This window comes from Paenarthrobacter sp. E2MeOHC11 (genome assembly GCF_058744955.1).
This window is the reverse complement of sequence record NZ_CP196673.1, coordinates 4997874-5011876: the sequence shown is the minus strand read 5'-3', so window position 1 is coordinate 5011876 and position 14003 is coordinate 4997874. Positions and strand designations below refer to the sequence as shown.

The window sequence follows — 14003 nt, the reverse complement described above, 5'->3', positions numbered from 1 at the left end:
GCAACGGGAAAGCGCCGACGACCTGAGGGGTCGTCGGCGCTTTCTGTTCCTGTTAGGAATAGCCGAAGTGACGGGCACGGCGGGCCCATTCAGCGGCATCGATCGCTTCCATGATGGGGACGTAGGCGCCACCTTGTGCCTCGCCCTCGAGGAGTTCTCCTCGCGTCAGGAGCGAGAGGTTTTCACGGAAGCCTGCCACTGCCCCGTTCACAGTATTGATTACCAGCAGCATCTTGACGCCGGCTTCTTCGAGTTCCTTGCGCTCCTCCAAGGTGGGGTTCTTCACGGTCACCATAACGTATTTGCCCGGGACGACTGCGGAGAGCTTGGGCAGGTCGAGAAGGGGGTAGCCGCAGGGGTAGAGCATGTCTGCGCCGGCAGTGGAATAGGCAGCCATGCGTTCGGCGAGATTGTCGAAGCCGAAGCGGCTCGAGTCGGAGCGGGCAACGATCACGGTGTCCGGGTTGGTACGGGCTTCGACGCAAGCGCGGATGATGTCGCTCATTTCCTCGACGCTGCGGAGTTTGAGTTGTGGCTTCCAGCGCTCTCCGCCGTCCTTGGGCGTCCAAAAGTGCTTGGTTGCAGGGATCATGTCTTCGACGAGCAGGGCTGCAACACCTGCTTGCTCTGCAAGTTGGACGCCGCGGAATGCTTGGAGCGGTGAACCTCCGGCATCGTCGAAATCAAGAATGAGCGGAAGGTCAGTGGCGGCCGTGATGCGCCTCCCGGCTTCGATGAGCTCGCCTTGGGAGATGAAGCCGTTATCCGGTACGCCGTAATGGAAGTTTGAGTATGTTCCGCCGGCGATGAGGACCACATCGAAGCCGGCCTGTTCAACCAACTTTGCCGAGAGCGCATCGTAGGCTCCTGGCGCGATGATCATTTTGGAGTCCGCGAGCAGTTCCCTGAGTCGTTGCGCGGGTTTCATGGGCATTTCCCTTCATTCCATAAAAAGTTGTAGCTACGGCGAGAGAGATACCTCGCAAGACGCAGCAATGTTACTATCGTATCACGCGAGTTATATTCACAATGTGATAGCGCAAAATGACAATGGAGTCAGCCTTGGTGCTCTCCTCATCAGTAAGACAGAAGGATGAACCATGCAACAGACCAAGCCCCAAGCGGGAGCAGACAACAACACCAGTGAGCAAACCGTCCACGTCACCGGCTCTGGTGGAGTCCGCGTCATAACAATCACACGTCCGAAAAAGCGAAATGCCATCGACCGACCCACCGCTATTGCGCTTGCGGCTGCGTTCGATGCCTTTGACGCCGATGATTCTGCCAGTGTCGCGATCCTCACTGGCGCCGGTGGTTACTTCTCGGCGGGGGCCGATCTTGTATCGGTCGCTGCGGGAGAAATCCCGGTACTTGAGGGACGCGGGTTCGCGGGCATCACCCGACGGCCGCCGACGAAACCCGTCCTTGCCGCCGTCGAAGGTTACGCCTACGCGGGGGGCTTCGAGCTTGCCTTGGCATGCGATTTGATCATTGCAAGTTCTGCGGCGTCGTTTGCCCTACCCGAAGTAAAGCGGGGACTCATCGCTGCCGGTGGCGGGCTGCTCCGTCTACCGGACCGTTTGCCCTATCACATCGCGATGGAGCTGGCGCTTTTGGGGGAGCCGATTGCTGCGGCACGCCTCGCTGAGCTGGGTCTCGTCAACAGGGTGACGGACCCCGGTAAGGCGCTGGACGCTGCGCTCGAGCTTGCAGGAAAAATCCAACTCAATGGTCCTGTTGCCTTGAAAACTGCCAAGCGCATCATTTCCGAGTCGCGGTTTGCGGCCTCGGAGGAGCGCTTCGCGGCTCAGGAAGAAATTGTTGCTCCACTGCGAAGCGGACCGGAAGCGCGGGAGGGTGCCCTTGCCTTCGTGGAGCGGCGTGATCCGGCCTGGGCGACGCCCGCGCGGGGTGAATCGGTCGACTGAACATCGACCAAATACTCTGGCGTGCATTCCTAGGTATCTGGCGTTCTCCGCCATGTCACCCAGAGGCCGTCAGCTCTTAGCGTTATTTCAGAACGAAGACCGGTGGTAAAGCCGCCGCATTGACATCAATGGAGATCCGGTGGACTTTCCCGATTGTTTCGGGGTGGCCATGGCTTTTGGAAGACTCGCACGCATCGTGGCGGGCGACGTCACTGGGAGCCCCGGGGCCATCATCGGTTCACAAACACGAAAGGCCAAGGCAAGCGATGCCCGAAAATCACCAGAAATTGCACTTCGGACCGGCTCGTACAGAACTTCACGTAGGCGTAGATCTCGACCGGATGCGCCGGGAGCGTGCAGACCGAATGCGGGCATTAATGCGTTCGAAGGGTATACCGGCGCTGCTCCTTACGGGCGCGGACAATGTGCGATATTTGACGGGTTTCTGGTGGGGAGAGTTTTCCCTTCAGGTCGGTTATGCACTGTTTTTCGCAGATGACGATCCCGTGGTGTTCGCACCTGCCGGATCACTCCAACAAATGCCGGACCAAGCGCCTTGGATCAAGCACTGGCGCCCAGCCATTTCCTGGCTTGGCGGTGTAGCGCCCGCTTCTGCCATCGCCGAGCTCTCGGCTGTGTTTGCAGCCCAGATTCGCGATGAACTTGCAGCACATTCACTCACTGGCGAGCAGTTGGCCGTCAGCGAAATCGATGAGCCCGGTATGAATGCGTTGGCCGACGCGGGAATCGAAACAATCCCTGGGCTCCCACTGCTGCTCGAGTGCTCCACGATCAAGACCGCTGATGAAATCTCGTGCATCTCCATGGCGGCGAGCTTAAGCACTGCAGGATTCGAAGCCACGCGGGCAGCCTTGCGGCCCGGAACCAAGCAGGCGGGGATCGCACTGATGGCCCGTCGCGCGATTGAAGACGCCGGCGCCGAGGTCGGAGCTGCCCGCCTACTCTCCGGACCGTTGTCGTTCCCTCGTGGTATCAGTGGTGGAGACCGCATTGTGGAGCATGGCGATCTCGCTTACCTGCTGACGTGCGGAACTTCCTACATGGGTTACACGGCGTGCCTCTACCGTCAGTACGTCGTCGGTCGCGCACCAACTTCCGCCGAGCGCTCGTCCTATACGAAGTTGACGGACCGCTTGGATCTGGCGATGTCACTCATGAAGCCGGGCGCGAGCACTGCTGATGTCGCCGCTGTGCTTGCACCCGCGGAGGACCTTGGTTTCCCGTCCGAAGCGGAGTGCTTCAGCATTGAACTCGGGCATGGGATCGGCTTGGTCAACGCCGGCTCGCGGGCCATCCATTACAACCCGCCCACCATTACCCGATCGTGGTCCCTTGCCCACCCTGAGGAGATCAGGGAAGGCATGGTCATTGCCATCGAAGGCATCGAAGGGGAACACCGCGTCGGAGGCGTACGTCTTGAGAACCTGGTTGTCGTCACGGCGAATGGGGCGGAACTGCTTGACCACTATCCGCGCCTGGACATGGTCCAAACCGCCGGCTGACGAACCCACCCGAAGGAGTAAGAGACACAGCGAAGGCTGCCATGAACCTGATAGTCGAAAAGCACGTCCCTATCGCAATGCGCGACGACGTCACCCTCTCCGGAGATGTGTACCGACCACATGACGGCGCACCCCGCTCGACGGTGCTCATCCGTACGCCCTACTGCAAAGATGACCCAGCGCACGCAAACACGTGGATCAACATCCTGCGCGCTGTGGAAAGCGGCTGGGTGGTAGTGGTCCAGGATGTGCGAGGCCGCTTTCGAAGCGGAGGCCACTTTGTGCCCTTTGCCAACGAAGCCGACGACGGTGTGGACACCATCCACTGGATCCGGGACCAACCGTGGTCGGATGGTCAAGTGGGCATGGTTGGCGGCTCATACGTCGGTATCAGTCAGTGGTTGGCAGCGGCGAGAAAACCTGAGGGACTTATAGGTATTGTTCCGGCCGTCACCGCAGACGATGTACATTCCGGCTGGCTTCATGAAGACGAGAACGTGGTGTTGGGATTCCTCGCGCACTGGATTTCAATCCTCCTCGCCAGCAGCAAATTGGATGAGGAAAGCCGTCCCCGGATTGCTGCCTTGGAGCGGAGCGTGGCAGAGGGGCGCATCCGCACCTTCCACCAGCTGATCGAGGAAACAGGAGACTTCGCACCATATTTGCAGGACTGGCGGGATCGGAGCACTTCACTGGTGGAACCCGAGCTGGCCGGAAGGGTGGAAGTACCAGCATTTGTCATCGGCGGCTGGTTCGATATCTTTCTTCCAGGAACAGTGGCGAGCTTCGTGCGAAGACGGGCGGCCGGAACCCAGCACCCACATGACCGTCTGCTGATCGGGCCCTGGGCGCACGGACTTATGGGCGGCTGGTTTCCGGCCCGCTCGTTTGGTCCGGCATCCTCATTTGATGGTCTGGACCCGACATCCCTCCAGCTCCGTTGGTTGGAGGAAGTTCGCGATGGCCGCACGCCAATTGAACATCCTGTGAGCGTCTTCTCCATGGGAGCTGATGCATGGCGGGACTTCTCAAGCTGGCCGCCTGACAACGCCCACCGACTGCGGCTCCAACTGCATCCCGCCGAAGCAGAGAGCACTCAAATGAGCGCTAATACCCTCCCCGGGGCAGTGTTGGAATCTCCGGTTCCAACCATTGGCGGAAGAACATTTTTCCCGGGTTACAAGGTCGGCGCCAATTCCGGTCCGCGCTTGCTGGACGCCTTGGGCGTGCGAAATGACGTGCAGATGTTCGTTTCCGATCCTCTGGCCGAAGACATCGAGATCCTCGGAACTGCCAATTGCAGGCTAACGGTGCGTGTTGATGGCCCGACACCCGTCGTAGTCAAGCTGGCAATCCTGGGCGACGACGATTCCCCGGAATGGCTCTGCGAGGGCTCGTCATACTGCGATTTTGATGCTGGAAGCGGAAAACCAGTCTCCGTGAGGCTGGGCTCTACCGCGGTTCGGCTACCGAAAGGAAGCCGTTTGTGCATCTACGTTGCCAGCTCGGACTTTCCTCGACTTGAGGACGGGCCACGGTCGTCCTTGGACATCCTTTATGGGGATGGGGGGCCGGTATTGGAACTTGAAGTACTAAGCCTGGCTTGAGCCGCCTTCTTCGTCGTCCAGGCGGCGAGCTTCCATCAGGGCATCGAGGCACCGTTGGAAATACTCCTCGTTGGTGAAGCGATGAAGGGGAACCGTGATGGACAGGGCAGTGCGGGGGCGTTGTGATCCTTCAAAAATGGGAACTGCCATGGCGCAGACGCCCGTGACGTACTCCTGGTGGTCCAGTGCGTAACCTCGGGACCTGGTCAGCTCGAGATCAGCAAGAAAATCCGGCAGTACGGTGATCGTCTGGTCGGTTCGCCGTGCAAGTTGCCCGTTGACGGACCGAAGCCGATCCAGCTGGGATTCCGGACCGAAGGCGAGGAGGGCTTTACCGGAAGCACGCGCGTGAATATCGCCGGAAACGCCAACGCGGAGGTCGGCCACCCTGACAGCATGGCTGCCTTCCTCTACGGCGACGACAGTTACAGTGCTTCCTTGCCACGCGGAAAGGTAGGCGCTCTCACCTGTGGCCTCGACCACCTGATGCAAAAGACTTAGGGCAAAGGGCGAGGGGCGCCAGTCTTCTTCCACCCGCGAACTCAAGTCAAGCATCTTTCCGGCAGCGAGTTTATAGGTGCGCTCATTGCGCTCCAAATAACCGGCATGAACGAGCGTCGCCAGCAAGTGCGACGTAGTGGCGATGTGCAGGTTTACTGCACTGGCTATCGATTGTGCCCGCATCGGCTCCTTGGCTGCGGCGATCACGTCCACGATGTTGAGGGCGCGGGCGACGGACTGAACAAGGTCCTTCGGTGCGTCTGTCCCGGCGGGCGTTTTATCGGTTGCCTTCGCTGTACTTGCCATGCGGAAATCATACGCACATGGCGAAAGAAGGACCAGCTTCGCATCGTCTCTACGAACGAACGAATATCCATTGACAGCAAGATGAAGGAAGCGTAGTTATTACATTATGAAAGCTATTATCACAACAAGAGAATTAGGTGGAAACGGCGACGATGCCGGAGCTGCTGATATGAGGGAAGCCGCAGACATGCCCCTAACACGGGGTATCGAAGGTGCAATTCCAATCGGAAGCGTGGGGCAGATCGGCATCCTCGTGGAGGACCTCGACCAAGCCATCGATCTGTATGGACGAGCCTTCGGCATCGAAGAGTGGAATTCCTACCGCTACGACAAGGAGTTCATGCCGTGGTCCCGCTATGGCGACGAGGAAGGTACTTTCGCCATGCGCCTTGCCATGGGCGGAGCCAATCCGCAGGTTGAGCTGATTCAGCCTTTGGCGGGCCCCAGCATCTACCACGATTTCATCGAGCAGGGCCACAGCGGACTACACCACCTGGGTGTTTTCGTTGAGAACCTGGATGCGGCAATCTCGCTTATGGAAAAGTCCGGTTACCGCATTACACAAACCGCGCGCGGTTATGGGCAGGAGGGCGACGGCGGATTCGCCTACTTTGACACCGATCGTGATCTCGGCGTGGTGGTCGAGGCAATAGAGATCCCAGCCACCCGCAGGCCTGGGACCGTGCGACGGACTGGAGGAATTTAAGTGTTGGACAGTAAAGCCGTTTTGAGCCCCGTGCGTATTGACAACCCACTGAAGGCAGAGAGCGTGGCCGTGGTCGGCCCCTCCCGGGACCCGTGGAAAACCTCAGGACGGACACTCGATTACCTCTCCCGCCTAGGGTTCGAAGGGCGGTACTACGCTGTCAGCAGCGTGCACAAGGAAGTGCTCGGTGTCCCCACTGTAGAGACACTTTCTGATCTCCCCGAAGTACCTGACGTTGCCGTCTTGGTAGGACCCGCCGACAGGGTCATCGAAGATCTTCGTGAATGCGTTGCGCTCGGCGTCCCCTTCGCTGTCGCGTTTGCAGCCGGCTTCGGCGAAACCGGGCGGCATGACCGTGACGAGCGTATCCGTGCGGAATTGGCCAAGGGCACCACGCGACTCATTGGCCCGAACTGCATCGGCTTCATGCACGTGGGCCGGTCGCTGACTGCAACCTTCTCATCGGTCCTGCAACGCAACGCGATCCCGACCGGTCACGTGGCGCTTTTCAGCCAAAGCGGGGGACTGGGAAATGCCCTCATGCAGTCCCTCGCCGCACGCGGTGCGAGCGGGTTGAGCGCTTGGGCGAGCTCCGGAAATGAGATCTCTACGGGCTTTACCGACTGGGCGCAGTGGCTGGGCGCGGATCCGGACACGCATGTCCTCTCATGCATCGTAGAGAGCTTCAGCGCGAACGATGACCTGGAGGCCGCAGCAACTGCGGCAGGGGACCGCGGTATCCCGGTCATCGTCCTGAAGCTGGGGCGGTCCACCCGAGGAGCCATGAGCGCCCAGTCCCATACCGGCAAGCTTGCCGGCAGCGGTCGCGTCGCTTTGAGCGTCCTCCGCCACCGTTTCGGGATGGTGTGCACCTCGCCGGAGGAACTCCTTGATCTGGCCGAGACATTCGACGTCTTCCATGGGCGGCTTTCCGACCGCGAGCAGGAGCTGACCGTCGTCACCACCTCCGGCGCCCAGGTAGGGCTTTGGAATGACCTCGCCGACGACCGCGGCCTGACGTTCCGCGATCTTGACCCGGCAGCTCTTCGCTCGATAGGCGAGGCCGTGGGCAGCAATCACCTCGGCAATCCGATCGACGTCGGCGTACAGTCAACAACCGCCGATTACCTTCGGATTGTGGGGCAGGTTCTCACCACGACGCCGGGCGGTTGGGTGATTGTCACGGCCACCCGGCTTGCGCACGACTTCGATGAGCTGGCGGCCGGTATCGCTGCGATGACCATCCCAGCGGGAGTGCGCCTCATGGTGGTCCCTCTGTCGGAGGACGACCGGGTTACGGCAGACCAGGCCGGAATCCTGCGCAAGGCAGGTGTCCTGTCCCTTCCTACAGCCGGGCGGGCTCTGGATGCCATTTCGGCCGCCGCCTCCTGGGCGCGGGTCCAGAGCACGCGTGCCAAGCGCGGCGATCTGGTGGGGGAGATGCTGAAGAGTGTGACAACCGGCGTGACGTGCAACCTGACGTGGCGGGAGGCGGCCGAATCGCTAGCGAAGTCCGGCGTTCCTGTACCGGCAAGCCGCGCCGTCCGCGATGTTGACGACGTCGTGCGCGCTGCCGAGGAGGTCGGCTTCCCCGTAGCCATCAAGATTGATGATGCAGAAATCCTTCACAAGGCAGACGTCGGAGGCGTTTTCATCGGCGTCAAGGATTCAGACGGCGCCCGCGCCGCAGGGTCCCAGCTCGCATCCATTCAAGGGGAGGCCGCGACCATCTCTGTCCAAGCGATGGCTCCAGGGAAGACCGAAGTCCTGGTGGGACTGCGTCGCGATCCAGAGTTCGGTCCAGTCCTGGTCATCGGCGCGGGAGGCGGGATGACGGAGGCGCTTGACGACATCAGCATCCTCCCGCTGCCAGTGTCCCGGCCGGAAGTCCGTCAAGCCATTGGCGATTCGCGCGTGGTGGCCTCCAGTCTTCGGGGTGAGGGCAGCGAGAAGACCCTCGACACGCTGACCACTACGGTGATGGACATTCTTGCTTGGGCGGAACAGCGCGGGAACATCCACGAGTTCGAGTTCAATCCGATCCTTGCCGACCCGACATCAGCTACCGTCACCGTCGTCGATGCCGTCGTGTCGGTTTACACCCCCAGGCCAGGAGCAACACCATGAACACGGCCACGACCGTTGTACCTGCCCGGCAGATCACCGATGACGACGTCGCCTACATGAAGAGCTTCATCGGCCAGTCAGCCGTTGTTGTCCAATGGAACGAGGAGGCCAGCACCGACTCAATTCGGCACTACGCCTGGGGGATTGGGGATGAGAACCCACTGTGGTTGTCGGATTCGTACGCGCAGGCAACGCGTTACGGCACGAGGATCGCACCCCCTACATTCCTTTACTCCGTGTGCGACGCCGAAGTTGCGATGGGAATGTCAGAGGGCATCCAAGCTATACACCTGGGTGCCGACCTCGACTTCCGCCGGCCGATCCGCCTGGGTGAGCGTGTCCGTGCCCGAGCCTTCGTCGAAGATGTTCGTGAACGTGTGGGCCGCCGCTCCGGCCGCTTGGTGGAGCAGGTGGGGCGGACTGACTACTTTGTTGGCGAGGAGCTTGTGGGAATCGTTCGCAACACAATCGTCTGTGTGGCTCGAAGCTCCGAGGGGCAGCGTATGCACGAGCCTCGGGACCCCCATGTCTACACTGACGAGGAGAAGGAACAGATTCGCGCCGCGATCTTAGCCGAGGAGATCCGTGGCCAGCGCACTCGCTTTGCAGAGACAGTGTCCGTTGGCGACGTTTTACCGCAGGTAGTCAAAGGTCCGCTCGACCTCATCACCATGACCGCATACTATGCCGGGGCAATCGGTACCGCAGGCTATCGCGGCGTTGAGACCCGCGTTCGGCAGCAGGAGCGGGTGCGGAACGGGGACCCAAGCGCGCCAACAAACCTGGGTTCTGAGCACTTCCTTTCCGAGCCCTTCCCCAGCCTGGGGCACCAGGATGCTGCGATGGCGCACGCCATCGGTATGCCGGGCGCATACGACAACGGCAACCAGCGGGTGTCGTGGATGGCACACTGCGTGACCAACTGGATGGGGGACGACGCGGATCTCGTCTCGCTTTCTGTACGAATAAAGCAGCCGGGCGTCTTCGGCGACACCCAGTGGATCGGAGGCGAGGTCACCCGAACGTTCCGCGATGAGCATCTTGGAGCATGCGCCGAGGTCACAGTGAAGGCCATGAACCAACTGGGCGTGGAATCGACGAGTGCTGTTGCGGTCGTCTCGCTGGCCGAGGCCCGGATCGTCTGACCCAATCGTGGACCAGATGAACAACTGACGCATTTTCCCGCCTTATTGGCATCTATTGCCGTGCCGGTCCAACCCCGGCGGCTCTTAGCGTTATTTGTGAACAAGGATCGGCGCAGAAGCCGACACACTGACATCAAAGGAGATCCGGTGGGTTTATCTAAAGTAGGAAATCACATCCAGAACCCCACAGGCGAGCCGGAAGAATATTCCGTCGTCGTGATCGGCGCGGGAATGGGCGGCATTTATGCCCTTCACCGATTCGCCGATCTGGGCCACGACGTACACGGCTTCGAAGGAGCCGACGGTGTCGGGGGCGTCTGGTATCACAACGCATATCCGGGTGCCCGCGTCGACCTGGAAAGCCACAGCTATGCCTTCATGTTTGACCCTGAGCTTTACGCGGGTTGGGATTGGAGTGAGCGATACGCCGCACAGCCCGAGATCCTGCGGTACCTCAACTACGTGGCGGACCGCCTCGATGTGCGCCGTAACCTCTCGCTGAGCACGTGGGTGACATCTGCCGACTGGCAGCCCCACGAGAACAAGTACCTCATCAAGACCAATACTGGCCGCACGGTATGGGCGCGCTACCTGGTAATGGCAACCGGACAGCTTTCCAAGCCGCGTAAGCCGGATTTCCCGGGACTCGATGACTTCGAGGGAGAGTGGTATCAGACCGCACACTGGCCCCAAACACCCGTCGAAATCGCCGGCAAGCGCGTGGCGCTCATCGGAACGGGATCGTCGGGTGTGCAGGCTGCCACGGAGATCGCAAAGACTGCCGGGCAACTCCATGTCCTGCAGCGGACCCCGAACTACTCAATTCCTGCACACAATGGGCCTGCGGACACGCGGAAGAAGGCGCGCCTCAATAAGAAGGTTCTGCAACTGCGCGATGAGTCGTACAACTCTCCGGTCGGCTATGTCATGCAGGGTTTTGCGGGCAAGGCCTCAGACTTCTCCGAGGAGCAGCAGCAGCAGATTCTCGAATCCAGATGGGCGTTCGGGGGCCAGACACTCTTGGGAACTTTCTCCGACCAGGGGACGGACATCGACGTCAACAACGTCGTCGCAGAATTCGTCCGCGGCAAGATCCGCGACATGATCGATGATCCCGCGACCGCTGAGAAGCTGATGCCCACGTCCTACCCGATCGGCATCCGACGCCTGTGCATTGATACCGGCTATTACCCGATCTTCAATCAGAGCAATGTCAGCCTCGTTGACTTGAGAAGTGAACCTATCGAACAGATCACCAAGACCGGGATCAAAACCCGAAACAACGAGTATGAAGTTGACCTGATCGTCTTCGCCCTAGGGTTCGAGGCCTTTACGGGCGCCTTGGACCAGGCCAACGTCCGAAACGAATTCGGTCAGCAGCCGAGCGACCGGTGGAAGCACAAGCCGCAGACCCATTTGGGTGTCATGACCCATGGATTCCCGAACCTGTTTATGCTCACCGGCGCACAAAGTCCAAGTGTGCTGGCAAACTTCTTCGTGGGGAATAACCAGCACGTCGATTTTGTGGCGGACATCATTGCGCATGCCGAAAAGAAGGACGCCACACGCATTGAGGCGAGTTTGGAGGCGGAGCGGGAGTGGGGCGATCACTGCAATGAGATTGCAGCGCCGCTACTGCGCCGGGCCGTGGACAACTACATGGTCCACGTCAACAAATATGACGGTTCGCGCTATTTCATCCCGTACGCCGGTGGCTTTGACAAGTACGTCAAGAAAGTGGAGGAAGTTGTCTCCGACGACTACCGCGGCTTCGTTTTTACTAAGGGCTTATCAACTGGCAATCCAGGACAAGCCGTGATTGAGGGCCGAAGCCGAGACGCCGTACTCACGGCGAAGTAGGTCACCGCCAGCTCCCCGGGAGCCGTGCTGGTCATCCAGTTCGGCTGCCGGGGGGCTCTTTTGTTCTTGCTTGCCATGTATTTGGCGACGCCCAGGCCACGGTCACACCCGGCTTGCGCAGATGGGGGAAATATTTTGGCGCAGTTTCCTTCCTTGTTGGCGCCGATGGCCATGCCGGTGCAAACCCACCCGCTCTTAGCGTTAATTGTGGGCGGATTTAGCAGCGAAAGCCGACACACTGACGTCAAAGGAGATCCAGTGAGCTTGCCGAGTTCAGTACCCACATCCGGCCGTCGACGCTAAGGCCGCGACTACCCACAAACCACACGGATATTAAGGAATGACAATGAGCAACATACTCGAAGGCAAGACCGCCATCATCACCGGTGCCGGCTCAGGCATGGGTTTGGCGGCTGCCCGCCTGTTTCATCAGCACGGCGCCAACATCGTGTTGGCAGACTTCTCGGGAGCCCAAGAGAAAACTGCTGTGGAGCTAGGAGAACGCACGGTGCCGATCCAAGCCGACATCTCAAAGGCCGCAGACGCAAAGGCAATGGTCGACCTGGCTGTCAGCGAGTTTGGCGGACTGGACATTCTCTGCAACATTGCAGGTGCCAATGCTCCAATGGTGCAACACCATGAGGCGCTGGAATCTGACTTTGACAAGATGATCAACGTGAATCTCCGGGGCGCATTCCTCACGATGAAGTACGCCATTCCAGCCATGGCGCAGCGCGGCGGTGGATCGATAGTCAACGTGGCTTCGGCAGCTGCGCTGATGGGTACGCCTTTGTACGGCAGTTACAGTGCCGCAAAGACCGGGCTCCTCGGGCTGACCCGTACTATCGCCCTTGAATATGCAGAGCAGAATATCCGGGCAAACTCCATCTGCCCCGGCCCCATCAGGACCCCAATGATGGAGGAAGCTCTCGCGGAAAACCCCGCGGCAGCCGACTATCTGATCAATATGGTGCCCTTGCGTCGCGTCGGAACCGCAGAAGAAATCGCGGATGCTGTTCTTTTCCTGGCGAGCGACCAGTCTTCGTTCATTACGGGTATCGCTCTCCCCATCGACGGTGGACAGACCGCTGCATAACTGGAAGACCAACCATGAGCCAGAAATATTTGACCAGGCCGAAGGTCAGTACATTCGGCAACGATCCTTTGAAGGTACGAAGCACTTTTGCACAGTTTCCCTCCGGTGTTGCGGTGCTCGCGGTCGAAGCCGGTGATGAGAAGCATGCACTCGTGGCATCTTCGTTCATGGTTGGAGTGTCGCTCGAACCATGTCTCGTCGCCGTAGCTGTGCAGAAGTCGTCGGAGACTTGGGAACAAATTAAGGATGCAGCTTCACTCGGGGTGTCGATCTTTGGCAAGGGTCAGGGACATCTCACCCGAAAGCTCGCAGGCAAGGACCGCGCCGCACGTTTTGAGCAGGTGGCAATCGACGTCGGGGAGAACGGGGCCGTCTTCATAGAAGACGCGGCATTGTGGCTTGAGTGCTCGATCCACGAGGTGTCAGAAGCCGGCGACCACTGGATGGCGCTCCTTGAAGTTGAGAAGCTGGGAGTCGGCGACAACGAACCGCTCATTTGGCACGGCGCCAAGTTCCGCGAGCTTGTTAACGCTCAGTCGATCGACGTCGTCTAACCATGCTGACCCTGGTGGAGTGATGGAAGGAAGTTATGAGCGCCATTGAAACGGCGTCCGGCGTTGGTTTTTCCTCTCACGCTGCCCGCGACATCCCACCGGGTCATACCGTGATAGCGGCCGTCGTCCAGTGGCGGGACAAAATTGCCCTGTTCAGAAGGAGCCGAAACCTCGGTCACGACAGTGGCCTTTGGCATTGCATTACCGGCTTTATGGAAGCCGGAGCCACACCCGAACAGCAGACCCTTGAGGAGCTGTTTGAAGAAACTGGTCTGGAACCCAAGGATCTCCTGCGTCTCCTCCCGGGACCGGACCTGGTGGTGGCAGACGGTTTGGGGAATCCATGGCTCATTCACACTTTCACTGCCTTGACATCCCGTCGTCGGCTGAAGGTCAACTGGGAAAATGATGCCTACCGGTGGACAGCTCCGCACAAGGCCAAGCGATTCGCCAACAGAGTGGTCTGGCTGGACAACGTGCTCGATGCGACAGGGCACGTCCCTGCTATCGCTTCGGCGTATGACCCGGGGCGGCCTCCTGGAGGATGAGATCCAGAAGTCCCGGAAAGATGACCTTGAGGTCGTCGCTGCGCAACCGGCTCATGCGGTGCTGGGCCCAATACGGGCCAAAACGTTCGAGGTTCCCCCATC

At 59.9% G+C, this 14003-nt stretch carries 12 protein-coding genes; 10 read left to right on the top strand and 2 right to left on the bottom strand.

Annotated elements, in window-relative coordinates; genetic code table 11:
• Positions 1-52 precede the first annotated feature (52 nt).
• A complete protein-coding gene (locus ACSSVG_RS23130; protein WP_492416586.1) occupies positions 53-928 on the bottom strand; it encodes an isocitrate lyase/PEP mutase family protein in 876 nt (291 codons plus the stop codon).
• A 172-nt stretch (positions 929-1100) separates the two neighbouring features.
• Between ACSSVG_RS23130 and ACSSVG_RS23125 the strand changes: the two genes are divergently transcribed.
• From ACSSVG_RS23125 to ACSSVG_RS23115, 3 genes are all read left to right on the top strand, one after another.
• Positions 1101-1928, top strand: a complete 828-nt coding sequence (locus ACSSVG_RS23125; RefSeq protein WP_492416584.1) for a crotonase/enoyl-CoA hydratase family protein — start codon at positions 1101-1103, stop codon at positions 1926-1928.
• Positions 1929-2305: 377 nt separating this feature from the next.
• Positions 2306-3451 carry a M24 family metallopeptidase gene (locus ACSSVG_RS23120; RefSeq protein WP_492416583.1) on the top strand — a complete coding sequence of 382 codons (1146 nt, stop codon included), beginning with the start codon at positions 2306-2308 and terminating at the stop codon, positions 3449-3451.
• Positions 3452-3492: 41 nt separating this feature from the next.
• Complete coding sequence (locus ACSSVG_RS23115; RefSeq protein WP_492416581.1) at positions 3493-5058, top strand: CocE/NonD family hydrolase; 1566 nt, start codon at positions 3493-3495, stop codon at positions 5056-5058.
• Here ACSSVG_RS23115 and ACSSVG_RS23110 read toward each other — a convergent pair.
• Complete coding sequence (locus ACSSVG_RS23110) at positions 5044-5865, bottom strand: IclR family transcriptional regulator (protein WP_492416579.1); 822 nt, start codon at positions 5863-5865, stop codon at positions 5044-5046. The genes ACSSVG_RS23115 and ACSSVG_RS23110 overlap by 15 nt on opposite strands.
• Positions 5866-6052: 187 nt before the next feature.
• Between ACSSVG_RS23110 and ACSSVG_RS23105 the strand changes: the two genes are divergently transcribed.
• The 7 genes from ACSSVG_RS23105 (at position 6053) to ACSSVG_RS23075 (ending at position 13901) form a co-directional block, all read left to right on the top strand.
• Positions 6053-6571 (top strand): VOC family protein, encoded by a 519-nt coding sequence (locus tag ACSSVG_RS23105; RefSeq protein WP_429329760.1) that lies wholly within the window; start codon positions 6053-6055, stop codon positions 6569-6571.
• The gene (locus tag ACSSVG_RS23100) at positions 6572-8698 is read left to right on the top strand and encodes an acetate--CoA ligase family protein (protein ID WP_492416577.1); all 2127 of its coding nucleotides are present in this window, start codon (positions 6572-6574) and stop codon (positions 8696-8698) included.
• Positions 8695-9843, top strand: coding sequence for an FAS1-like dehydratase domain-containing protein (locus ACSSVG_RS23095; protein WP_492416576.1), 1149 nt, complete (start codon positions 8695-8697; stop codon positions 9841-9843). The genes ACSSVG_RS23100 and ACSSVG_RS23095 overlap by 4 nt, the downstream gene beginning before the upstream one ends.
• Before the next feature lie 45 nt (positions 9844-9888).
• Complete coding sequence (locus ACSSVG_RS23090) at positions 9889-11703, top strand: flavin-containing monooxygenase (RefSeq protein WP_492416574.1); 1815 nt, start codon at positions 9889-9891, stop codon at positions 11701-11703.
• A gap of 346 nt (positions 11704-12049) precedes the next feature.
• On the top strand, positions 12050-12799 hold the full coding sequence (locus tag ACSSVG_RS23085; protein ID WP_492416572.1) for an SDR family NAD(P)-dependent oxidoreductase: 750 nt from the start codon (positions 12050-12052) through the stop codon (positions 12797-12799).
• Positions 12800-12813: 14 nt separating this feature from the next.
• Positions 12814-13353 carry a flavin reductase family protein gene (locus ACSSVG_RS23080; RefSeq protein ID WP_364304726.1) on the top strand — a complete coding sequence of 180 codons (540 nt, stop codon included), beginning with the start codon at positions 12814-12816 and terminating at the stop codon, positions 13351-13353.
• 35 nt (positions 13354-13388) lie between these two features.
• A complete protein-coding gene (locus tag ACSSVG_RS23075) occupies positions 13389-13901 on the top strand; it encodes an NUDIX domain-containing protein (protein WP_429329765.1) in 513 nt (170 codons plus the stop codon).
• Positions 13902-14003 lie beyond the last annotated feature (102 nt).

Bases quoted from the DNA above. Each gene is read 5' to 3' on its own strand.
- ACSSVG_RS23085 (WP_492416572.1), top strand. From the start codon at position 12,050: ATGAGCAACATACTCGAAGGCAAGACCGCCATCATCACCGGTGCCGGC.
- ACSSVG_RS23125 (WP_492416584.1), top strand. From the start codon at position 1,101: ATGCAACAGACCAAGCCCCAAGCGGGAGCAGACAACAACACCAGTGAG.
- ACSSVG_RS23115 (WP_492416581.1), top strand. From the start codon at position 3,493: ATGAACCTGATAGTCGAAAAGCACGTCCCTATCGCAATGCGCGACGAC.
- ACSSVG_RS23105 (WP_429329760.1), top strand. From the start codon at position 6,053: ATGCCCCTAACACGGGGTATCGAAGGTGCAATTCCAATCGGAAGCGTG.
- ACSSVG_RS23130 (WP_492416586.1), bottom strand. From the start codon at position 928: ATGAAACCCGCGCAACGACTCAGGGAACTGCTCGCGGACTCCAAAATG.
- ACSSVG_RS23120 (WP_492416583.1), top strand. From the start codon at position 2,306: ATGCGTTCGAAGGGTATACCGGCGCTGCTCCTTACGGGCGCGGACAAT.
- ACSSVG_RS23075 (WP_429329765.1), top strand. From the start codon at position 13,389: ATGAGCGCCATTGAAACGGCGTCCGGCGTTGGTTTTTCCTCTCACGCT.
- ACSSVG_RS23095 (WP_492416576.1), top strand. From the start codon at position 8,695: ATGAACACGGCCACGACCGTTGTACCTGCCCGGCAGATCACCGATGAC.
- ACSSVG_RS23080 (WP_364304726.1), top strand. From the start codon at position 12,814: ATGAGCCAGAAATATTTGACCAGGCCGAAGGTCAGTACATTCGGCAAC.
- ACSSVG_RS23110 (WP_492416579.1), bottom strand. From the start codon at position 5,865: ATGGCAAGTACAGCGAAGGCAACCGATAAAACGCCCGCCGGGACAGAC.